This is a genomic window from Streptomyces sp. NPDC110618, assembly GCF_055657065.1.
This window is the reverse complement of record NZ_JBVKBN010000011.1, coordinates 174582-195214: the sequence shown is the minus strand read 5'-3', so window position 1 is coordinate 195214 and position 20633 is coordinate 174582. Positions and strand designations below refer to the sequence as shown.

Annotated in this window: 19 protein-coding genes; 9 read left to right on the top strand and 10 right to left on the bottom strand. The window is 69.7% G+C overall.

All coding sequences use genetic code 11. From position 1 onward, the window contains the following. Positions 1-116: 116 nt before the first annotated feature. From ACZ7L7_RS20645 to ACZ7L7_RS20620, 6 genes are read right to left on the bottom strand one after another with little or no spacing between them, the layout of a single operon-like run. Complete coding sequence (locus tag ACZ7L7_RS20645) at positions 117-1535, bottom strand: NAD(P)/FAD-dependent oxidoreductase (RefSeq protein WP_285513698.1); 1419 nt, start codon at positions 1533-1535, stop codon at positions 117-119. 49 nt (positions 1536-1584) lie between these two features. Next, on the bottom strand, positions 1585-2385 hold the full coding sequence (locus tag ACZ7L7_RS20640; protein ID WP_285513697.1) for an ABC transporter permease: 801 nt from the start codon (positions 2383-2385) through the stop codon (positions 1585-1587). Next, entirely contained in the window at positions 2386-3309 is a 924-nt protein-coding gene (locus ACZ7L7_RS20635; protein WP_285513696.1) for an ABC transporter permease, read from the bottom strand. Further along, positions 3309-4466, bottom strand: a complete 1158-nt coding sequence (locus tag ACZ7L7_RS20630; protein WP_471431379.1) for an ABC transporter ATP-binding protein — start codon at positions 4464-4466, stop codon at positions 3309-3311. The genes ACZ7L7_RS20635 and ACZ7L7_RS20630 overlap by 1 nt, the downstream gene beginning before the upstream one ends. After that, positions 4463-5710, bottom strand: coding sequence for a polyamine ABC transporter substrate-binding protein (locus tag ACZ7L7_RS20625; RefSeq protein ID WP_285513694.1), 1248 nt, complete (start codon positions 5708-5710; stop codon positions 4463-4465). The genes ACZ7L7_RS20630 and ACZ7L7_RS20625 overlap by 4 nt, the downstream gene beginning before the upstream one ends. Positions 5711-5760: 50 nt before the next feature. Continuing rightward, positions 5761-7293 (bottom strand): gamma-aminobutyraldehyde dehydrogenase, encoded by a 1533-nt coding sequence (locus ACZ7L7_RS20620; RefSeq protein WP_472076754.1) that lies wholly within the window; start codon positions 7291-7293, stop codon positions 5761-5763. A gap of 211 nt (positions 7294-7504) precedes the next feature. Between ACZ7L7_RS20620 and ACZ7L7_RS20615 the strand changes: the two genes are divergently transcribed. Continuing rightward, entirely contained in the window at positions 7505-8065 is a 561-nt protein-coding gene (locus ACZ7L7_RS20615; RefSeq protein WP_472076752.1) for an NADAR family protein, read from the top strand. Positions 8066-8481: 416 nt separating this feature from the next. Here the strand turns inward: ACZ7L7_RS20615 and ACZ7L7_RS20610 are convergent, their stop codons facing one another. Beyond that, a complete protein-coding gene (locus tag ACZ7L7_RS20610; RefSeq protein WP_285513691.1) occupies positions 8482-8694 on the bottom strand; it encodes a DUF4190 domain-containing protein in 213 nt (70 codons plus the stop codon). A gap of 509 nt (positions 8695-9203) precedes the next feature. Between ACZ7L7_RS20610 and ACZ7L7_RS20605 the strand changes: the two genes are divergently transcribed. Together ACZ7L7_RS20605 and ACZ7L7_RS20600 are read left to right on the top strand one after the other, a co-directional pair. Beyond that, positions 9204-10421 carry an adenosine deaminase gene (locus tag ACZ7L7_RS20605; RefSeq protein ID WP_471592938.1) on the top strand — a complete coding sequence of 406 codons (1218 nt, stop codon included), beginning with the start codon at positions 9204-9206 and terminating at the stop codon, positions 10419-10421. Further along, positions 10418-11119, top strand: a complete 702-nt coding sequence (locus ACZ7L7_RS20600) for a glycerophosphodiester phosphodiesterase (protein WP_472076750.1) — start codon at positions 10418-10420, stop codon at positions 11117-11119. The genes ACZ7L7_RS20605 and ACZ7L7_RS20600 overlap by 4 nt, the downstream gene beginning before the upstream one ends. Here the strand turns inward: ACZ7L7_RS20600 and ACZ7L7_RS20595 are convergent. The 3 genes from ACZ7L7_RS20595 to ACZ7L7_RS20585 all read right to left on the bottom strand — a co-directional run bounded on the left by ACZ7L7_RS20595 (position 11091) and on the right by ACZ7L7_RS20585 (position 14442). Next, on the bottom strand, positions 11091-11630 hold the full coding sequence (locus tag ACZ7L7_RS20595; protein ID WP_285513688.1) for a hypothetical protein: 540 nt from the start codon (positions 11628-11630) through the stop codon (positions 11091-11093). The two genes, ACZ7L7_RS20600 and ACZ7L7_RS20595, sit on opposite strands and share 29 nt — an antisense overlap. A gap of 62 nt (positions 11631-11692) precedes the next feature. Further along, positions 11693-12895: a polyamine ABC transporter substrate-binding protein gene (locus ACZ7L7_RS20590; protein ID WP_453604378.1), complete on the bottom strand. Its 1203-nt coding sequence runs from the start codon at positions 12893-12895 to the stop codon at positions 11693-11695. 107 nt (positions 12896-13002) lie between these two features. Further along, complete coding sequence (locus tag ACZ7L7_RS20585) at positions 13003-14442, bottom strand: gamma-aminobutyraldehyde dehydrogenase (RefSeq protein WP_453604380.1); 1440 nt, start codon at positions 14440-14442, stop codon at positions 13003-13005. A 171-nt stretch (positions 14443-14613) separates the two neighbouring features. Here ACZ7L7_RS20585 and ACZ7L7_RS20580 point away from each other — a divergent pair, with 171 nt between their 5' ends. The 6 genes from ACZ7L7_RS20580 (at position 14614) to ACZ7L7_RS20555 (ending at position 20592) form a co-directional block, all read left to right on the top strand. Continuing rightward, positions 14614-15153 carry an Lrp/AsnC family transcriptional regulator gene (locus ACZ7L7_RS20580; RefSeq protein ID WP_472076748.1) on the top strand — a complete coding sequence of 180 codons (540 nt, stop codon included), beginning with the start codon at positions 14614-14616 and terminating at the stop codon, positions 15151-15153. A gap of 19 nt (positions 15154-15172) precedes the next feature. After that, positions 15173-16537, top strand: a complete 1365-nt coding sequence (locus ACZ7L7_RS20575; protein WP_285513684.1) for an aspartate aminotransferase family protein — start codon at positions 15173-15175, stop codon at positions 16535-16537. A 179-nt stretch (positions 16538-16716) separates the two neighbouring features. Then, positions 16717-17460, top strand: coding sequence for an ABC transporter ATP-binding protein (locus tag ACZ7L7_RS20570; protein ID WP_471431373.1), 744 nt, complete (start codon positions 16717-16719; stop codon positions 17458-17460). After that, entirely contained in the window at positions 17442-18863 is a 1422-nt protein-coding gene (locus tag ACZ7L7_RS20565; protein ID WP_472076746.1) for a hypothetical protein, read from the top strand. Before ACZ7L7_RS20570 ends, ACZ7L7_RS20565 begins: the two co-directional genes overlap by 19 nt. A 173-nt stretch (positions 18864-19036) precedes the next feature. Continuing rightward, positions 19037-19444 carry a VOC family protein gene (locus tag ACZ7L7_RS20560; protein WP_285513681.1) on the top strand — a complete coding sequence of 136 codons (408 nt, stop codon included), beginning with the start codon at positions 19037-19039 and terminating at the stop codon, positions 19442-19444. A 26-nt stretch (positions 19445-19470) separates the two neighbouring features. Continuing rightward, entirely contained in the window at positions 19471-20592 is a 1122-nt protein-coding gene (locus ACZ7L7_RS20555) for an LOG family protein (protein WP_285513680.1), read from the top strand. The last annotated feature ends 41 nt before the right edge of the window (positions 20593-20633 follow it).

Below are 20633 nucleotides of genomic sequence, written 5' to 3'. Positions count from 1 at the left end.
CCTTTCCTTCGTGGACGCCTTGTGCGTCACGAGGGAGAGCGAGGTCCCCGCCTGCCATTACGCGACTTCTCCTCCCCCGTAGGAGTGAAGTGAGTCACAGTCACATGTCATCGGGCTCAGCTGTCGAAGCCCAGCCCCAGCCGGTCCATCGTCTTCAGCCACAGATTGCGCCGTCCCCCGTGCGCGTCGGCGCGGGCCAGCGACCACTTGGTGAGCGCGATCCCCGTCCAGGCGAACGGCTCGGGCGGGAACGGCAGCGGCTTCTTGCGGACCATCTCCAGTTCGGTGCGCTCGGTGCGCTCCCCGGCCAGCAGGTCCAGCATCACATCGGCGCCGAAGCGGGTGGCACCAACGCCGAGCCCGGTGAAGCCCGCCGCGTAGGCGACCCGGCCCTGGTGGGCGGTGCCGAAGAACGCCGAGAACCGCGAGCAGGTGTCGATCGCGCCGCCCCAGGCGTGGGTGAAGCGCAGCCCCTCCAACTGCGGGAAACAGGTGAAGAAGTGCCCGGCGAGCTTGGCGTACGTCTCGGGCCGGTCGTCGTACTCGGCGCGCACCCGGCCACCGTAGGGGTAGATGGCGTCGTAGCCGCCCCACAGGATCCGGTTGTCGGCGGAGAGCCGGAAGTAGTGGAACTGGTTGGCGCTGTCACCGAGGCCCTGCCTGCCCTGCCAGCCGATCTCCTTGAGCTGGTCGTCGGTGAGCGGCTCGGTCATCAGGGCGTAGTCGTAGACCGGCACCGTGTAGGGGCGCACCCGCTTGACCAGGTTCGGGAAGATGTTGGTGCCGAGGGCGACCCGGCGGGCCCGGACCTGTCCGTACGGTGTGCGGACGGCCATGCCGGCGCCGTACTGCTTCAGGGTGAGGGCCGGGGTGTGCTCGTAGACGCGGACGCCGAGCCGGACGCAGGCCGCCTTCAGCCCCCAGACCAGCTTGGCGGGGTTGAGCATGGCGACGCCGCGGCGGTCGTACAGGCCCGCCTGGAAGGTCGGTGAGTCGACCTGTTCGCGCACAGCGTCGGCGTCCAGGTACTCGATGCCCTCGGCGAGGCCCCGGCGCTGGATCTCCTCGTGCCAGTCGCGCAGTTCCGACGCCTGGTAGGGCTCGGTGGCGACATCGATCTCGCCGGTGCGCTCGAAGTCGCAGTCGATGGAGTGGCGGGCGACCGCCGCCTCGATCTCGTCGAGGTTGCGGGCGCCCAGCTCCTCCAGCTTGTGGATCTCGTCGGGCCAGCGGGTCAGCCCGTTGGGCAGCCCGTGGGTGAGGGAGGCGGCGCAGAAGCCGCCGTTGCGGCCGGAGGCGGCCCAGCCCACCTCGCGGCCCTCCAGCAGGACGACGTCCCGTGCGGGGTCGCGCTCCTTGGCCAGGAGCGCGGTCCACAGTCCGCTGTACCCGCCGCCGACGACCAGCAGGTCGCAGGTCTCGGCGCCGGTCAGGGCGGGCTCGGGGCGGGGCCTGCCGGGGTCGTCCAGCCAGTACGGAACCGGCTGCGCTTCGGAAAGTGCCTTTGTCCAACGGCTCATGGCGCTTGGGGCCATGATTTCAACTCCCTACGGGAATGGGCGTACGGGAATGGGCGGAAAGGCGTTATGCCTTCTGCTTGTTGCGGCGGTTGCTGATCACCATGGAGACCAGCACCAGCAGGACGGCGATGATGAACATCGCGGTGCCGATGACATTGATCTGAACGGGCGTTCCGCGCTGGGCCGAGCCCCAGACGAACATGGGGAAGGTGACGGTGGAGCCCGCGTTGAAGTTGGTGATGATGAAGTCGTCGAAGGAGAGCGCGAAGGCGAGCAGCGCGCCCGCGGCGATGCCGGGTGCCGCGATCGGCAGGGTGACCCGGACGAAGGTCTGGAACGGTCCCGCGTACAGGTCCTGCGCGGCCTGCTCCAGCCTCGGGTCCATCGACATCACGCGCGCCTTGACGGCGGTCACGACGAAACTGAGGCAGAACATGATGTGGGCGATGAGGATCGTCCAGAAGCCCAGCTGGATGCCCATGTTGAGGAACAGGGTGAGCAGCGAGGCGGCCATGACGACCTCGGGCATCGCCATCGGCATGAAGATCAGCGAGTTGACCGCGCCACGCGCCCGGAACCGGTAGCGGACCAGGGCGAAGGCGATCATCGCGCCGAGCAGAGTGGCGGCCAGCGTCGCCCACAGGGCGATCTGGAGGCTGAGGCCGAGCGAGTCGCACAGCCCCGAGACGCCGCACGGGTCGGTCCAGGCGTCGGTGGAGAATTTCTGCCACTCGTAGTTGAAGCGGCCCTTGGGGTCGTTGAACGAGAAGATCGTCACGATCACATTGGGCAGCAGCAGGTATCCGAGCGTGATCAGGCCCGCGATGACGACGAAATTGCGCTTGAGCCAGTTGACGAAGGCCATTTAAACCAGATCCTCCGTCCCCGACTTGCGGATGTAGAGCGTGACCATGATGAGGATCGCGAACATCAGGATGAAGGAAAGGGCGGCGGCTGTCGGGTAGTCGAGAATCCTCAGGAACTGCGACTGGATGACATTGCCGATCATCCGGGTGTCGGTGGAGCCGAGCAGATCGGCGTTGACGTAGTCACCGGCGGCCGGGATGAAGGTGAGGAGCGTGCCGGAGACCACGCCGGGCATCGACAGCGGGAAGGTGACCTTGCGGAAGGTCGTGCTGGGCTTGGCGTACAGATCGCCGGCGGCCTCGTGCAGCCGGGGGTCGATCCGCTCCAGCGAGGTGTACAGCGGAAGGATCATGAACGGCAGGAAGTTGTACGTCAGACCGCACACGACCGCGAGCGGCGTGGCCAGTACCCGGTCGCCGACCGTCATGCCGAGCCAGCTGGTGACGTCCAGGACGTGCAGCGTGTTGAGCGCCTCCACGACCGGGCCGTTGTCCGCGAGGATCGTCTTCCAGGCCAGGGTGCGGATCAGGAAGCTGGTGAAGAACGGCGCGATCACCAGGATCATGATCAGATTGCGCCAGCGTCCCGCGCGGAAGGCGATCAGGTACGCCAGCGGATAGCCCAGCAGCAGACACAGGATCGTCGCGGACCCGGCGTACAGCACCGACCGCAGGAACTGCGGGTAGTACTCGGTGAGCGCGTCCCAGTAGGTGGCGAAGTGCCAGGTGACCTCGTAGCCCTCTTCCAGCGAGCCGGTCTGGATCGAGGTCGACGCCTGGTAGACCATCGGCAGCGCGAAGAACACGAACAGCCAGGCCAGACCGGGCAGCAGCAGCAGGTACGGCGTCCAGCGGCCCCGCTTGCGCGGGGGCTTCTTCTCGGGGGCTGGCGCCAGCGGCGGCGCCTCGGTGACCGTCGCCATCAGACCGCCTCTTCCTGGATGCCGGCGTCGATGTCCTGGGCGGCGTCCAGACCGAAGGTGTGGGCCGGGGCCCAGTGCAGGACGACCTCGGCGCCGGGGACGAGCCGGGCGTCGCGGTCGACGTTCTGGGCGTAGACCGCGAGCTCCGGGCAGACCGGGCTGTCGATGACGTACTGCGTGGAGACGCCGATGAACGAGGCGTCGGCGATGGTGCCGGTGATCCGGTTGCGGCCCTCGGGGATCTCGCCGGCGTCGTCGGCGTGGGCGAGGGAGATCTTCTCCGGGCGCACCCCGACCAGCACCTTGCCGCCGGTCGTGGTGGGCGCGGAGCAGCGTGCGGCGGGCAGGACGAGCTTGCCGCCGCCCGCCTTGAGGACGATGTCGTCGCCGCTCTTGGTGTCGACCTCGGCCTCGATGAGGTTGGAGGTGCCGAGGAAGTTGGCGACGAAGGTGGTCTTCGGGTTCTCGTAGAGGTCGGCGGGGGCGCCGAGCTGTTCGACGCGGCCCGCGTTCATCACGGCGACCGTGTCGGCCATGGTCATGGCCTCCTCCTGGTCGTGCGTGACGTGCACGAAGGTGATGCCGACCTCGGTCTGGATCCGCTTGAGCTCCAGCTGCATCTGGCGGCGCAGCTTGAGGTCGAGGGCGCCGAGCGGCTCGTCGAGGAGGAGCACCTTGGGGTGGTTGATCAGCGCGCGGGCGACGGCGACGCGCTGCTGCTGGCCGCCGGAGAGCTGGTGCGGCTTCTTGCGGGCCTGCTCGCCGAGCTGGACCAGCTCCAGCATGTCCTCGACCTGCTTCTTCACGCTCTTGATGCCGCGCCGGCGCAGGCCGAAGGCGACGTTCTCGAAGATGTCGAGGTGCGGGAAGAGGGCGTAGGACTGGAAGACGGTGTTGACCGGCCGCTTGTAGGGGGGCAGCCGGGTGACGTCCTGGTCGCCGAGGTGGACGGTGCCGGAGGTCGGCTCCTCCAGGCCCGCGATCATGCGCAGGGTGGTGGTCTTGCCGCAGCCGGAGGCGCCGAGCAGGGCGAAGAAGGAGCCCTGGGGCACGGTCAGGTCCAGCGGGTGCACGGCGGTGAAGCTGCCGTACGTCTTGCTGATGCCGCTGAGGCGGACGTCGCCGGTGTTGTCGTTCTTGTTCGTCACGTCGGTCACGCCCCCGTCAGCTTCGCGAACTTCTCTTCAAATGCGGTCTCTTCCTTCGAGCTCAGCGAGCGGAAGGCGCGGGACTTGGCGGCCATGGCCTTGTCCGGGATGATCAGCGGGTTGTTCGCCGCGTCCTCGTCGATCTTCGCCAGCTCCGCCTTGGCGCCCTCGACGGGACAGACGAAGTTGATGTACGCGGCGAGCTGGGCGGCCGCCTTGGGCTCGTAGTAGTAGTCGATGAGCCGTTCGGCGTTCTTCTTGTGCCGGGCCTTGTTGGGGATCAGCAGGTTGTCGGTGGACGTCATGTAGCCGCTGTCCGGGATGACGAAGTCGATGTCCGGGCTGTCGGCCTTGAGCTGGACCACGTCACCGGCCCAGGCGATGCAGGCGGCGAAGTCGCCGCTGCTCAGGTCGGAGGTGTAGTCGTTGCCGGTGAAGCGGCGGATCTGCCCCTTGTCGACGGCCTTCTGCAGGCGGGCGATGGCCGCGTCGAAGTCGTCGTCGGTGAAGTCGCCCGGGTCCTTGCCCATGTCCAGCAGGGTCATACCGACGGTGTCGCGCATCTCGGACAGGGCCCCGACCCGGCCCTTGAGCTTGGGGTTGTCCAGCAGGTCGGAGAGCGTCTTGACCTCGACCCCGTCGAGCGCCTTCTTGTTGTAGGCGATGACGGTGGAGATGCCCTGCCAGACGTAGGAGTACGCCCGTCCCGGGTCCCAGTCCGGGGAGCGGAACTGGGGGGAGAGGTTGGCGTAGGCGTTCGGCAGGTTGGCCGGGTCCAGTTTCTGGACCCAGCCGAGGCGGATCATCCGGGCGGCGAGCCAGTCGGTGACGCAGATCAGGTCACGTCCGGTGTCCTGACCGGCGGCGAGCTGCGGCTTGATCTTCCCGAAGAACTCGACGTTGTCGTTGATGTCCTCGGTGTATTTGACCTTGATACCGGTCCGCTCGGTGAACGTGTCGAGGGTGGGGTGGCGCTTGCCGCTGTCGTCGACGTCCATGTACTCGGTCCAGTTGGAGAAGTTGACGGACTTCTCCTTGTCCGAGCGGTCGTCGGTGGACTCCCCGCCCTCGGTCCGGCCCGCGGCCGGGATGCCGCAGGCGCTCAGCGTCCCCAGACCGCCGACCGCGAGAGCCCCGCCGGCGGAGGCGCGCAGCATCGAACGGCGGCTGAGGGAGGCCCTGCCGTTACGGAGACTGCGCCGCATGGCGGCCACTTGGGCCGGGGACAGGCGGTCGGGCTCGTACTGCTCCATGCGCTTGGTGCCCTTTCGGGTGGGCGGCCGCGGGTCGGGCGGCCTGGCTGCTAACGGTCCCCGAAGATGGTGCGGTGCCAGTCCTTTCTGGCCACCGCCGTGTTATCGAACATAACGTGCTTGATCTGGGTGTACTCCTCGAACGAGTACGCTGACATGTCCTTGCCGAAGCCGGACGCCTTGTACCCGCCGTGCGGCATCTCGCTGATGATCGGGATGTGGTCGTTCACCCACACGCAGCCGGCCTTGATCTCCCGGGTGGCACGGTTGGCCCGGTAGACGTCCCGGCTCCAGGCGGAGGCGGCGAGACCGTACGGCGTGCCGTTGGCCAGCGCGATCCCCTCGTCGTCGGTGTCGAAGGGCAGCACCACGAGGACGGGCCCGAAGATCTCGGACTGCACGACCTCGCTGTCCTGGGCGGCGTCGGCGATGAGGGTGGGCAGGTAGTAGGCGCCGTTCTTCAGTTCCCCCTGCGGCGCCTCCCCTCCGGTCACCACGCGCGCGTAGCCTCGCGCCCGGTCGACGAACCCGGCGACCCTGTCCCGCTGCACATGCGAGATCAGCGGGCCGAGGTCGGTCCCTCCGGCGAAGGGGTCACCGAGCCGGACGCTCTCCATGAGCGCGGCGGTCCGCTCCACGAACGCCTCGTACAGCGGCCGCTGCACGTACGCGCGCGTGGCGGCGGTGCAGTCCTGCCCGGTGTTGATGAGGGCGCCCGCGACGGCGCCGTTGGCGGCGGCCTCCAGGTCCGCGTCGTCGAAGACCACGAAGGGGGCCTTGCCGCCGAGCTCCAGGTGGATCCGCTTGACGGTGGCGGTGGCGATCTCGGCGACCCGCTTGCCGACGGCGGTGGACCCGGTGAAGGAGGTCATGACGACGTCCGGGTGCCCGACGAGGTGTTCCCCCGCCTCCAGGCCCGTCCCGGTGACGATGTTGACGACACCGTCGGGGATACCGGCCTCGGTGCAGGCCTCGGCGAACATCAGCGAGGTGAGCGGGGTCAGCTCGGCGGGCTTGAGCACGATGGTGTTGCCCGCGGCGATCGCCGGGAGGATCTTCCAGGCGGCCATCTGGAGGGGGTAGTTCCAGGGCGCGATGGAGCCGACGACGCCGATGGGTTCCCGGCGTACGTACGAGGTGTGGTCGCCGGAGTACTCCCCCGCCGACTGCCCCTGCAGATGCCGGGCGGCACCCGCGAAGAACGACGTGTTGTCCAGGGTCCCCGGCACGTCGAACTCACGGGTGAGCTTCAGCGGCTTGCCGCACTGCAGGGACTCCGCGCGGGCGAAGTCCTCGGCGCGCTCGGCGAGCACGGCGGCGAGCTTGTGCAGCGCGTCGGAGCGCTCACCGGGGGTGGCACCGGACCAGCCCGGGAAGGCGGCCTTGGCCGCGGCCACGGCGGCATCGACATCCGCCGCACCGGCCAGCTCGTAGGTCAGGACCTCCTCCCCCGTGGCCGGGTCGACGACCGCGTGGGTGCGGCCGGAGGTGCCCTTGGTGTAGCGGCCCGCGATGTACTGCGCGCCGGCGGCGAAGCGCTCGCGCGCGGGGAATCGTTCCGGGGTGCTGCCCGGGTTGTGCATGTCGCTCTCCTCCGCCTTCGCCCCGCCGTCGACGGGGGCGGGTGGCGTAGCTCCAGCTCGATTTGACTGCCGATCCTGACAGAGCAATGAGACTCCAACAAGTGATTCCGTTGTTGCCTTTTGGTTACGCGACGGAATCTGTCGACCAGGTGTCGAGTGAACGCGAAAAAGCAAGTACGGAGTGTCAGTGGTGCGTGCCACACTCGCGTGCATGGAAAAGATCGACTCTCGGGATGCCCTGATCAGGGAGGTCCGTAAAGGTACAGAAGTTAAGTATCTGCACTTTTGGGGCCATCGTCCCCATCCCGACGGCCGCATCACCGCGAGTTGCCTGAGCCAGTGGTGGCCGTCGCCCTTCACGGTGTCCGGCGTGACCTACCCGACGGCGGAGCACTGGATGATGGCGGAGAAGGCCCGCCTGTTCGCCGACAAGGAGGCGGAACAGGCCGTCCTGTCCGCGCCCCATCCCTCGGAAGCCAAGAACGCGGGCCGCCTGGTCAAGAACTTCACCGAGGAGCTCTGGACCCGCGAACGCTTCCGCATAGTCGTGGAAGGCAGCGTCCACAAGTTCGCCTCGAACGACTCCCTGCGCAGCTACCTCCTGAGCACAGGCACGCGTGTCCTTGTGGAGGCCAGCCCGGTGGACCGCATCTGGGGCATCGGCCTCTCGGCCAAGGACCCCGGCGCCTGGAACCCGGAACACTGGAAGGGCCCCAACCTCCTGGGCTTCGCGTTGATGGAGGCACGGGAGAGGCTACGGGGGCAGGGCTAGGCACCAAACGCAGCCCGGCAATACCAGCCCGTCCGACGCTTGAGGACGAGGCCCCTCCAGGACCAACCCCCACCCACCCACAGGCAACCACCCAGCCCGGCCACCTCCAGCCCATCCGACGCTTGAGGACGAGGCCCCTCCAGGACCAACCCCCACCCACCCACAGGCAACCACCCAGCCCGGCCACCTCCAGCCCATCCAGCGCCCGAGGGCAAGGCCCCTTCAGAACCGACCCCCACCCACCCACAGGCAACCACCCAGCCCGGCCATCACCAGCCCGTCCGACGCTTGAGGACGAGGCCCCTTCAGGGCCGATGGGGGTCCAGGGGGCAAAGCCCCCTGGTGGGGTCGAAGGGGCGAAGCCCCTGGAGGACGGGACGGGAAGGGGCGGCGGGGGCGAAAACCCCCGAAAACCCCTACCGCGTCGCGATCACAAAGGCCAACGTCGCGAACCCCAGCACAACCCCCACCGCCCCACAGATCGTCCCGGCCAACGCCTGCCCCGCATTCGTGGCCACCCCCCGCCGAGCCTTCCCCTGCCCGATCACCCCGAAGATCAGCGCAAGCACCCCCAGCAGGATGGACACCGGCCACGCACAGAACACCACGGCCGAGATGATCCCGAGCACAAGGGCCGAAGTCCCCAGCCCGTTACTGGGCGCAGGCACGGCCGCCATCCCCGGCCACCCGTACCCCCCGGTCCCCGCACCCACGGTTCCCGGATACCCATAACCCCCACCGGTCCCCGCACCCCCAGCCCCCGGATACCCGTACCCCCCACCGGGATACCCGTACGGCACCTGCCCGGGCCCGTCCGGCGCGACAGGAGGCGGCGGCACAGGCTCCCCCTGCCCAGGCGGCGCCGGAAAGCACGGCCCCGTAGGCACCGGCACCCCCAGCCCCTCCATCGAGGTCATGGTCGGCTGATCATGCACGGACGGCACAGGCGGCGCGGACGAGGACGGCACCGACCACACATCCGACCCGGACAGCGCCGTGGAGCCGGGCCCGTCCGTACCCCCCGCAGGAGGCGCCCAGGGATCCGCGGCCCCGCCAACCCCGGCCCCGCCACTCTCCGCCGCCCCCGGCGTCTGCGCGTCGTCGGACATGCGCGGCCCCCCTCTGTCTACGTCCCGCCATGCTAAGCCGCCGACCCGCACCCCATCTCCCGTCCTACGATGATCCCGGAGTCACCGATCAGCCGATCACCCGCGCCCCGCCGCACCGCACCGCAACCGCCAGGCCGCGGTCGCGACCGGGCCGCCGTTCCCGGGGAGGAACCTTGCCCGACCACACCACCACAGGCCGCACGCACGCCGACGCGAACCGCGACCTGCACGCGTTCGTCGCCGGACTGCCCAAGGCCGAACTGCACGTCCACCACGTCGGCTCCGCCTCCCCGCGCATCGTCTCGGAACTGGCCGCCCGCCACCCCGACTCCAAGGTGCCCTCCGACCCCGAGGCCCTGGCCGACTACTTCACCTTCACGGACTTCGCGCACTTCATCGAGGTGTACCTCTCCGTCGTGGATCTGATCCGCACCCCGGAGGACGTCCGTCTGCTCACCTACGAGGTGGCCCGCGACCTGGCCCGCCAGCAGGTCCGCTACGCCGAGCTGACGATCACCCCGTTCTCCTCCACCCGCCGCGGCATCGACGAGCGCGGCTTCATGGAGGCGATCGAGGACGCCCGCAAGGCGGCGGAGGCCGAGTTCGGCACGGTGCTGCGCTGGTGCTTCGACATCCCGGGCGAGGCGGGCCTGGAGTCGGCGGAGGAGACGGTACGGCTCGCCACCGACGACCGGCTGCGCCCGGAGGGCCTGGTCTCGTTCGGCCTCGGCGGCCCCGAGATCGGCGTACCGCGCCCGCAGTTCAAGCCGTACTTCGACCGGGCGATCGCCGCGGGCCTGCGCTCCGTGCCGCACGCGGGCGAGACCACCGGCCCGGAGACGGTCTGGGACGCCCTCACCCACCTCGGCGCCGAGCGCATCGGCCACGGCACCAGCTCCGCGCAGGACCCCAAGCTCCTCGCGCACCTCGCGGAGAACCGCATCCCGCTGGAGGTGTGCCCCACCTCCAACATCGCCACCCGCGCCGTGCGCACCCTGGAGGAGCACCCGATCAAGGAGTTCGTCGAGGCCGGCGTCCTGGTCACGGTCAACTCCGACGACCCGCCGATGTTCGGCACCGACCTGAACAAGGAGTACGCGGTCGCCGCCCGCCTGCTGCGCCTGGACGAGCGGGGCCTCGCCGGCCTCGCCCACAACGCCGTCGACGCCTCCTTCCTCGACGGGCCCGCGAAGGCCCGTATCAAGGAGGAGATCGACACCTACACGACCACCTGGCTCGCCCCGTGACCGACGAACTGACGGCTGTCGCCCACCGCGGCGACCCCTACCTCCACCGCGAGAACACCCTCGCCTCCCTGCGCTCGGCCATCGCGCGCGGCGCCGACGCCGTGGAGATCGACGTACGCCTCACCAAGGACGGCGTCCCCGTCCTCCTGCACGACGCGACGCTGAAGCGGCTGTGGGAACTGGACCGCCCGCTGCGCGAGCTGTCGGCGGACGAGGTGCGCGGGGTCACGGACGGCGGTGTGCCCACCCTGGCCGAGGCACTGGCCGCGACCGACGGGCACCGCGTGATGCTGGACCTGCCCGGCGCCCCCGACCCGCGCAGCACGCGCCGGATCGTGGACGTCGTACGGGAGTCGGGGGCGGCGGACCGCGTGTACTACTGCGCCGGCGCCCCCGCCATGCTCTCCGTACGCGCCGCCGACCCGGACGCCGAGATCGCGCTGACCTGGACCACGCTGGCGCCCCCGCGCCCGGCACTGCTGGCGGCGGTCCGGCCGCGCTGGCTCAACTACCGTTTCGGGCTGGTCGACCGGGCCCTCGCCGACCGGGTCCACCGGGACGGCTATCTGCTGTCGGTCTGGACCCCGGACACCCGCCGCTCGATGCGCCGGCTGATCAGAATGGGTGTCGACTCGATCACCACGAACCGCATCGACGTACTCCGCTCGCTCACATCTGGGCAGCGGGAGCGGGGGTGACCCCGACGACCGCCCCCTCCGTCAGCGCCTCAAGCCGCTTGATCCGGCGCCGGACGACGTAGAGCGGGATCACCCCGAACACCCCGAACGCCATGTCGATCACGCTCCACCAGAAGGGGATGCCGCGGATCGGTCCGCAGATCAGGGCGAGCGGGATGATGCCCGCGCAGGCGATCATCCCGAACTCGATCACCCAGATGTTGCGGACCGGGTCCCGGTAGGGCCCGTAGAAGGCGACGGCGATGACGAGGTGGGCGAAGGCCAGCCAGTCGGTGCCGTACAGCAGGAAGGGGTAGTCGGCGTCGGCGGTGTCGAGGCCGAGCCGCACCCGTTCGATCCACTCCATGAGTCCGGGCAGGTACTCCGGCACCGACAGCGACCGCAGCACGCTCTCGGTCCAGCGCAGTTCGTGCACCAGCGGGAAGGCCGTGGCGCCGCTCAGCACCAGGCACACGACGAAGAAGACCAGCCAGCCGCGAATGCCCCTCAACAGGGCGGCTCTGTCGCTCATGGCAGCAGACTACGCCCCTGTTGAACGCGTTCAAAAACCACCCCCGCGTACCCGGATCCGCCCTACAGCCCCACGATCCCGTTCCACTTCTTCGCGAACTCCACCCGCTCCTCCGCCGTGATGTCCCGCGCGATGGCCAGCCGCTTGCGCATGGCCGCGTCCGGGAAGATCAGCGGGTCCTCGGCCAGCGCCGCCGTCTCCTCGTCCTTGGAGGAGGCGAGGACGTCCTGCGCGGCCGGGACCGGGCAGACGTAGTTGACCCAGGCGGCCAGCTCCGCCGCGACCTCGGGCTCGTAGTAGTAGTCGATCAACCGCTCGGCGTTGGTCTTGTGACGGGCGAGGTTGGGGATCATCAGGGACTCCGACCACAGCTCGGCGCCCTCCTCGGGGACGACGAACTCGATGTCCGGGTTGTCGGCCTGGAGCTGGATGACGTCGCCGGAGTACGCCTGGCAGGCGAGCACATCGCCGGTGGAGAGGTCCTTGATGTAGTCGTTGCCGGTGAAGCGGCGGATGTGGCCGCTCTTCACATGCCCTTCGACCTGCTCGCAGACGGTGTGGAAGTCGTCCGCGGTCCAGCGGGTGATGTCGACGCCGTTGCCCTGCATCAGCAGCGCGAAGGCCTCGTCGAGCCCGGACAGCAGGGTGACCCGGCCCTTGAGGTCGTCCGCCCACAGGTCGGAGACCTGGCGGATCTCCCGGCCGAGGCGGCGCTTGTCGTAGGCGATGCCGGTGATGCCGGACTGCCAGGGCACCGTGAACTTGCGGCCGGGGTCGAAGGCGGGCTCGCGCAGCAGCGGGTCGAGGTACCGGGTGACATGGGGCTGGCGGGAGCGGTCCATCTCCTGCACCCAGCCCAGCCGGACGAACCGCGCGCACATCCAGTCGCTGATAACGACGAGGTCGCGGTCGGTGCGCTGGTGGTTCATCAGCGCGGGGCTGATCTTCCCGAAGAACTCGTCGTTGTCGTTGATCTCCTCGACGTACTCGACGGAGATGCCGGTGCGCTCCTCGAAGGCGTCCAGCGTGGGCCGCTTCGTCTCGTCCTCGTCGTCGACGTCGATGTACAGCGGCCAGTTCGCCCAGGTCAGCCGGTGGTCCGAGGCGGACAGATCGGCTCCGGCGCGGTCGCCGGGCTCGACGTAGGCGGCGGGTACCCCGCATCCGGCGAGCGCGGCGCCGCCGAGGGCGAGCAGCACGGAACGGCGGGTGGGACGGAAGGCGTTCCGGGTGGGACGGAAGGCGTTCGGCGAGGTCGGCTGCATCTGCGCAGCATGCCGCCAGGCCCCGGGGCCGGGCAATGGACGCCTCGTCAAACGAAACCGCGGGCACCCGACAGTGTGTCGGGTGCCCACGGCGGGAAAACCGGGCGTCAGCCGTCCAGCGACGTCATCACGTGCTTGATGCGGGTGTAGTCCTCGAAGCCGTAGCCCGACAGGTCCTTGCCGTAGCCGGACTTCTTGAAGCCGCCGTGCGGCATCTCGGCGACCAGCGGGATGTGCGTGTTGATCCACACGCAGCCGAAGTCCAGCGCCTTGGACATGCGCATCGCGCGGGCGTGGTCCTTGGTCCACACCGAGGAGGCGAGGGCGTACTCGACGCCGTTGGCCCACTCCACCGCCTGCTCCTCGTCGGAGAAGGACTGGACGGTGATGACCGGGCCGAAGACCTCCTTCTGGATGATCTCGTCGTCCTGCTTGAGGCCGGAGACGACGGTCGGCGCGTAGAAGTAGCCCTTGTCGCCGACGCGCTGGCCGCCCGCCTCGACCTTGGCGTGCGCGGGGAGGCGCTCGATGAAGCCGGAGACCTGCTGGAGCTGGTTGGGGTTGTTCAGCGGGCCGAAGAGCACGTCCTCGTCGTCCGGCTGACCGGTCTTGGTCTCGGCGGCGGCCTTGGCGAGCGCGGCGACGAACTCGTCGTGGATGGACTCCTGGACCAGCACGCGCGTGGCGGCCGTGCAGTCCTGGCCGGCGTTGAAGAAGCCCGCGACCGAGATGTCCTCGACGGCCTTGGCGATGTCGGTGTCCTCGAAGACGACGACCGGCGCCTTGCCGCCCAGCTCCAGGTGGACCCGCTTGAGGTCCTTGGACGCGGACTCGGCGACCTGCATACCGGCGCGCACCGAGCCGGTGATGGAGGCCATCGCCGGGATGGGGTGCTCGACCATCATGCGGCCGGTCTCGCGGTCACCGGTGATGACGTTGAAGACGCCCTTGGGCAGGATCGAGCCGAGGATCTCGGCGATCAGCACGGTGGAGGCCGGGGTGGTGTCCGACGGCTTGAGCACGACGGTGTTGCCCGCGGCGAGGGCCGGGGCGAACTTCCACACGGCCATCATCATCGGGTAGTTCCACGGCGCGACCTGGGCGCAGACACCGACCGGCTCGCGGCGGACGATGGAGGTCATGCCCTCCATGTACTCGCCGGCCGAGCGGCCCTCCAGCATGCGGGCCGCACCGGCGAAGAACCGGATCTGGTCCACCATCGGCGGGATCTCCTCGGACCGGGTGAGCCCGATCGGCTTGCCGGTGTTCTCCACCTCGGCAGCGATCAAGTCCTCGGCGCGCTCCTCGAACGCGTCCGCGATCTTCAGGAGGGCCTTCTGGCGCTCGGCGGGAGTGGTGTCGCGCCAGCCGGGGAAGGCGCGGGCGGCGGCCTCCATGGCGGCGTCGACGTCCGCCTGCCCGGACAGCGGGGCGGTCGCGTACGCCTCGCCGGTCGCGGGGTTGACCACCTCCGTGGTCCGTCCGTCGGCGGCGTCCCGGAACTCACCGTCGATGTAGTTGCGCAGACGACGCAGCTCGGTGCTCACTGCCGGCCTCCTGTGTCAGGGTCGAACTGTCCAATAGCTGAGACACCCACCCTAATCGTCAGCCCCACGTTTTCAACACCCCCGATCCGGCCGTTGCTGCGAAATCCGCACGTCTTGCTCATGTAAACAACGAATTTCATCGCCCGGACCTTGCGAAACTGTCGAGACCTCGTGCACAGTGACGTCGTGGCCAGTCGAAGCGCAGACCCAAGGGACTCCCGGGACAGCCGGGAGTCCTCCCGCGAATCCAGGAACGGCAGCACGCCGCACCTGGACGCCGTCTCCCTCGCCATCATCGAACAGCTGCAGGAGGACGGCCGCCGGCCGTACGCCGCCATCGGCAAGGCCGTGGGCCTGTCCGAGGCGGCCGTGCGCCAGCGCGTCCAGAAGCTGCTCGACCAGGGCGTGATGCAGATCGTCGCCGTGACGGACCCGCTGACCGTGGGCTTCCGGCGCCAGGCGATGGTCGGCATCCATGTGGAGGGCGACGTGGAGTCGGTCGCCGACGCCCTGACCGGCATGGCCGAATGCGAGTACGTGGTGATGACCGCCGGCTCCTTCGACCTGATGGTGGAGATCGTCTGCGAGGACGACGACCACCTGCTGGAGGTCATCAACCGCCGCATCCGCGCCATCCCCGGAGTGCGGAGCACCGAGAGTTTCGTTTACCTGAAGCTCAAGAAGCAGACCTACATGTGGGGAACCCGATAGCCGTGAGGACCCGATAACCGTGAGCTCCAAGGACCTCAGCCAGACCGCGTACGACCACCTGTGGATGCACTTCACCCGCATGTCCTCGTACGAGAACTCCCCCGTCCCCACCATCGTCCGGGGTGAGGGCACCTACATCTACGACGACAAGGGCAAGCGCTACCTCGACGGACTCGCGGGCCTGTTCGTGGTCCAGGCGGGCCACGGCCGCTCCGAGCTGGCCGAGACCGCCGCCAAGCAGGCGCAGGAGCTGGCCTTCTTCCCGGTCTGGTCCTACGCCCACCCCAAGGCCGTCGAGCTGGCCGAGCGCCTCGCGCACGAGGCCCCGGGCGACCTGAACAAGGTCTTCTTCACCACCGGCGGCGGCGAGGCGGTCGAGACCGCCTGGAAGCTGGCCAAGCAGTACTTCAAGCTGACCGGCAAGCCGACCAAGTACAAGGTCATCTCCCGCGCGGTCGCCTACCACGGCACCCCGCAGGGCGCCCTGTCCATCACCGGCCTGCCGGGCCTGAAGGCCCCGTTCGAGCCGCTGGTCCCCGGCGCGCACAAGGTGCCGAACACCAACATCTACCGCGCCCCGATCTTCGGCGACGACCCGGAGGCGTTCGGCCGCTGGGCCGCCGACCAGATCGAGCAGCAGATCCTCTTCGAGGGCCCGGACACGGTCGCCGCGGTCTTCCTGGAGCCGGTGCAGAACGCGGGCGGCTGCTTCCCGCCCCCGCCCGGCTACTTCCAGCGGGTCCGCGAGATCTGCGACCAGTACGACGTGCTGCTCGTCTCGGACGAGGTCATCTGCGCCTTCGGCCGCCTGGGCACCACCTTCGCCTGCGACAAGTTCGGCTACGTCCCGGACATGATCACCTGCGCCAAGGGCATGACCTCGGGCTACTCCCCGATCGGCGCGTGCATCGTCTCCGACCGCCTGGCCGAGCCGTTCTACAAGGGCGACAACACCTTCCTGCACGGCTACACCTTCGGCGGCCACCCGGTCTCCGCCGCGGTCGGCCTCGCCAACCTCGACCTGTTCGAGCGCGAGGGCCTGAACCAGCACGTGCTGGACAACGAGGGCGCCTTCCGCGCCACGCTGGAGAAGCTGCACGACCTGCCGATCGTCGGCGACGTCCGCGGAAACGGCTACTTCTACGGCATCGAGCTGGTGAAGGACAAGAACACCAAGGAGTCCTTCAACGAGGAGGAGACCGAGCGCGTCCTGTACGGCTTCCTCTCCAAGGCCCTCTTCGACAACGGCCTGTACTGCCGGGCCGACGACCGCGGCGACCCGGTCGTCCAGCTGGCCCCGCCGCTGATCTCCAACCAGGAGACGTTCGACGAGATCGAGCAGATCCTGCGCGCCACGCTCACGGAGGCGTGGACCAAGCTGTAACGCCCGTGGCACGACGGCCCGGGTGCACCCGAACGAGTGGGAAGGGTGCACCCGGGCCGCGTGCTGTCCGGCGTTTCTGCCCGTCATCCTTAGCGTTCCTGGTAACCGATCGGCCCTGCTTTCGTTCCCCCGCACGGGGGACTGCTTGGCACTACGGACCAGAACGAGGTGTGACGCGCATGGAGGCCCCGCCCGACAACGATGTGCTCTGGGCGCGTGCCCTGCACTTCACCCACCCCGACGGCTCGCCCGCGCTCGCCGGTGTCTCCATCGGCGTCCGCGAGGGCGAGATCCTCGCCGTCAGCGGCCCGAGGGGCAGCGGCAAGACCACCTTGCTGCGCTGTCTGTCCGGCCAGCTGCCCGCCCAACAGGGCGAGGTCTGGTTCAACAGCGTCCCCGTGCACACCATGGGCCCCGTCCACCGCGAACGGCTGCGCCGCGACCGCTTCGGCTGGATCGACCCGGAGCCGGTGCTCGTCCCCGAGCTGAACGTCTGGGAGAACGCGGCCCTCCCCCTGATGCTGCGCGGCACCGGACGCCGCCGCGCCAAGACCGCCGCGCTGGAGTGGCTGGAGCGCCTCGACATCGGCGACTGCGCCCGCAAGCGGCCCCACGAACTGACCCAGGCCCAGCGCCAGCGCGTCTGCATCACCCGCTCCCTGGCCCCGGCGCCCACGGTCCTGTTCGCGGACGAGCCCACGGCCCCGCTGCACCGCGCCGACCGCGCCCACGTCCTGCGCACCCTGACCACCGCGGCCCGGTCCCACGGCATCACGGTCATCCTCGCCACCCATGACGCCGAGACCGCCTCCCTGGCCGACCGCACGGTGTCCCTGCTGGACGGCCGCCGCGTGAACACCGTCCACCTGCCGCCGATGGCCGAGTCGGAGGAAGGCCGCACCGCGTGCTCGCTCTCCGCCTGACCCACCGCGCCCGTCCCGCCGTACAGCTGCGCCGCCTGCTGGTCGCGTCGGCCTCGGCGGGCACGGGGTTCCTGCTCCTGTGCACCCTGGGCCACGCGATGACGCACCCCGACACCCCGGGCGCGTCCGCCCTGCGCCTGACGTGGTGCGCGGCACCGCTGGCGGCGACGGTCCACTTCGCGGTGGCGGTGGCCCGCACGGACCCGGGCACCCGCCCCCGCCCCGGCCTCGCGGCGATCGGCCTGGGCCCGATCCGCCTGATGGCGGTGGCGGCAACGATCACCGCCCTGTCGACGACCTTGGGCTCGATGCTGGCCCTGCTCTTCTTCCTCCACCTCCGAGGCGACCTGACAGGCATGCCCTTCGACGGCGCGGCAACAGACTTCCTGGCCGCCTCGGAGCCACTACCCCTACCAGCAGCCCTGACCCTGCTGGCCCTGGTCCCAGCAGCAGCGTCCCTGGCAGTGGCCTTCAACCACCGCCCACAGACAACGATCCGCCCAGCCCGGCACCTCGGCCGTCTCACCACCCCACCCACCCAGCCCGCACGCACCGGCCCCACCCGGCCCGCGACCACGAGTCCCACCCGGCCCGCAGGCACCAGCCCTACGCAGCCTGCGAGCACCCCTCCCACCCAGCCCGCGGGCACCAGCCCCACCCAGCCCGCGGGCAGTCGTGCCGCTGGGGCGGCACGGGTGGGCGCTGGGGGTCCCCCCTCTGGGGGAGGCACCCGGCAAGCGCCGGCAAGCGACACCCACCCCCCGGCACAGTCCCCACAGGACAGGCCCCCAACTCCGGCCCCCACCGGCCTCCCCTGGGGCATCGCCATCCTCGCCGCAGGCCTGACCGTAGAGGCGTACACCAGTACGGCAAAGACCGGCCCCGCCACTCTCCCAACCGGCCTCCCCACCGCCCCCACGGCAGTGCTCGTCGGCTGGGCCCTCACCGCCGCGGGCCTCGCCCTCGCCGGCCCCGGCCTCACCCACCTCTGCGGCCGCCTCCTCCAGTCCGTCCGCCCCGGCGCCCTCCGCCTCCTCTCCGGCCGCATCCTCATGGCGGAGTCCACCCGCATCGGCCGCCCCCTCGGCATCGTCTGCGCCGTGGCCTCCGCCGCGTACGCCATGGCCGTACTCCACGACCCGGCCGCCGACGGCCGCACTCCGGGCCCGCTGACCACGCTCGGCGCGACCGTGGTCGCCACCTGCGCGGTCGCCACCCTGCTCACCGCCGCGGTGGAGGCACGCCAGGCCAGGGCTGACACCACGGCCGCCCTGCTCCGCCTGGGCGCCCCGGCCGCCGTACTGCGCGGCGCCGCCGCCCTGCGAGCGGGCGCGCTGCTCCTCGTGTTCGGCCCGCTGACCCTGGCGGTCGCCGAACTCGCCGCGCTGCCACTGGCCCGCTAGCCCGCCAACCCTCCAGCCCGCCAACCACGCCCGCGAACCGGCCCCGGCACCCGGCACCCGGCACCCGGCACCCGCGAAAGCCGTACGGAAAAGTTCGACGCACCGCGATGAGTTCCGCCCCGCCCGCCGGTCTACCCCATCGAACAGACCGACCCCGTTGGGAGAAACCTCGCATGTACCAGCAGATGATCTTCGTGAACCTGCCCGTCGCGGACCTCGACGCCGCCAAGAAGTTCTTCACGGAGCTGGGCTACTCGATCAACCCCCAGTTCAGCGACGAGAACGCGGCGAGCGTCGTCATCAGCGACACCATCGTGGCCATGCTCCTCACCAAGCCGTTCTACTCGACGTTCACCGACAAGGAGATCGCGGACGCCACGAAGACCAGCGAGGTGCTGATCTGTCTGAGCGCCGAGAGCCGCGACAAGGTCGACGAGCTGGTGGAGAAGGCGATCGCGGCCGGCGGCAAGGCCTCCGACAAGATCCAGGACATGGGCTTCATGTACGGCCGCGCCTTCGACGACCTCGACGGCCACACCTGGGAGGTCGTGTGGATGGACCCCGCCGCGGTCGAGGGCTGAGCAACCACTCTGTCTAGCATGGGCGGGTGCAGACGATGCCCGCCCATGCGGCGAACCACAACGACCGTGAGATCGAGACACTCCAGGAGTTCGACGCCACTGTCTCCGCGCGCGGCACGCTCTCCGGATACAGGATCCAGGCCGTCGATCTGACGGACCGTACGCGCGAACTGCTCGCCACGGACACCGCGGGCGCCGTCTTCCTCGGCTGCCGGATGCGGGACAACGCCGCCGCGAAGGTCCGCGCCGACGGCGCCATGGTCTTCCCACCGGTCCCGGAACTGTCCTTCGACCCGTACCGGGGTCTCCTCTACACCCCGGACGAACTGTTCACCGACCTGGACCAGGGCTACGACCGCACGCCGGACGCGCTCACCTACGCCTGGTTCCAGCAGACCAAGTCCGACGGCGACATACTCGCCTCGATGCTCCGCTCCGTCCACGACGACTCCGTCTCCGACGCGCTGGACGAACTGGTGCGCGGCGCACGCGTGGTGGGCGTGATGGGCGGCCACGCGATGGCCCGCGGCTCGGACGCCTACGCAGGCGCCGCCCGGCTCGGCCGTGAACTGACCCGCGAGGGCTTCACGGTGGCCACCGGCGGCGGCCCCGGCGCGATGGAGGCCGCCAACCTCGGTGCGTACGCCGCCCCTTACGGCGACGAGATGCTCGCCGAGGCCCTCGACATCCTCGCCAAGGAACCGTCGTACACCCCGTCCGTCACCGCCTGGGCGACGGCCGCCTTCGAGGTCCGCACCCGCTGGCCCCGGGGCGGCGGCTCCATCGGCATCCCGACCTGGTTCTACGGCCACGAGCCGCCGAACGCCTTCGCCGCGCACATCGCCAAGTACTTCGCCAACGCCCTGCGCGAGGACGGCCTGCTGGCCCGCTCCACCGCGGGCGTGGTCTTCCTGCCGGGCGCCGCCGGGACCGTACAGGAGATCTTCGACAACGCGACGCCCAACTACTACGAGTCGCGGGGCGAACCCACGCCGATGGTGCTGGTCAACAAGGAGCACTGGACGGAGCGGCTGCCCGCCTGGCCGCTGCTGCGGTCGCTGGCACGGGAGCGCTCAATGGAGTCCCGTATCGCCCTGGTTGACCGAATCGATGAGGTCCCGGAGGCGTTGAAACGCCTCGGCGGTTAATAAGGTGGCAAAGCCAAGAAGGTTGACGCGCATATGCGTTG

Bases quoted from the DNA above. Each gene is read 5' to 3' on its own strand.
- ACZ7L7_RS20615 (WP_472076752.1), top strand. From the start codon at position 7,505: ATGGAAAAGATCGACTCTCGGGATGCCCTGATCAGGGAGGTCCGTAAA.
- ACZ7L7_RS20635 (WP_285513696.1), bottom strand. From the start codon at position 3,309: ATGGCGACGGTCACCGAGGCGCCGCCGCTGGCGCCAGCCCCCGAGAAG.
- ACZ7L7_RS20605 (WP_471592938.1), top strand. From the start codon at position 9,204: ATGCTAAGCCGCCGACCCGCACCCCATCTCCCGTCCTACGATGATCCC.
- ACZ7L7_RS20590 (WP_453604378.1), bottom strand. From the start codon at position 12,895: ATGCAGCCGACCTCGCCGAACGCCTTCCGTCCCACCCGGAACGCCTTC.
- ACZ7L7_RS20570 (WP_471431373.1), top strand. From the start codon at position 16,717: ATGGAGGCCCCGCCCGACAACGATGTGCTCTGGGCGCGTGCCCTGCAC.
- ACZ7L7_RS20595 (WP_285513688.1), bottom strand. From the start codon at position 11,630: ATGAGCGACAGAGCCGCCCTGTTGAGGGGCATTCGCGGCTGGCTGGTC.
- ACZ7L7_RS20640 (WP_285513697.1), bottom strand. From the start codon at position 2,385: ATGGCCTTCGTCAACTGGCTCAAGCGCAATTTCGTCGTCATCGCGGGC.
- ACZ7L7_RS20560 (WP_285513681.1), top strand. From the start codon at position 19,037: ATGTACCAGCAGATGATCTTCGTGAACCTGCCCGTCGCGGACCTCGAC.
- ACZ7L7_RS20625 (WP_285513694.1), bottom strand. From the start codon at position 5,710: ATGGAGCAGTACGAGCCCGACCGCCTGTCCCCGGCCCAAGTGGCCGCC.
- ACZ7L7_RS20620 (WP_472076754.1), bottom strand. From the start codon at position 7,293: ATGCACAACCCGGGCAGCACCCCGGAACGATTCCCCGCGCGCGAGCGC.
- ACZ7L7_RS20645 (WP_285513698.1), bottom strand. From the start codon at position 1,535: ATGGCCCCAAGCGCCATGAGCCGTTGGACAAAGGCACTTTCCGAAGCG.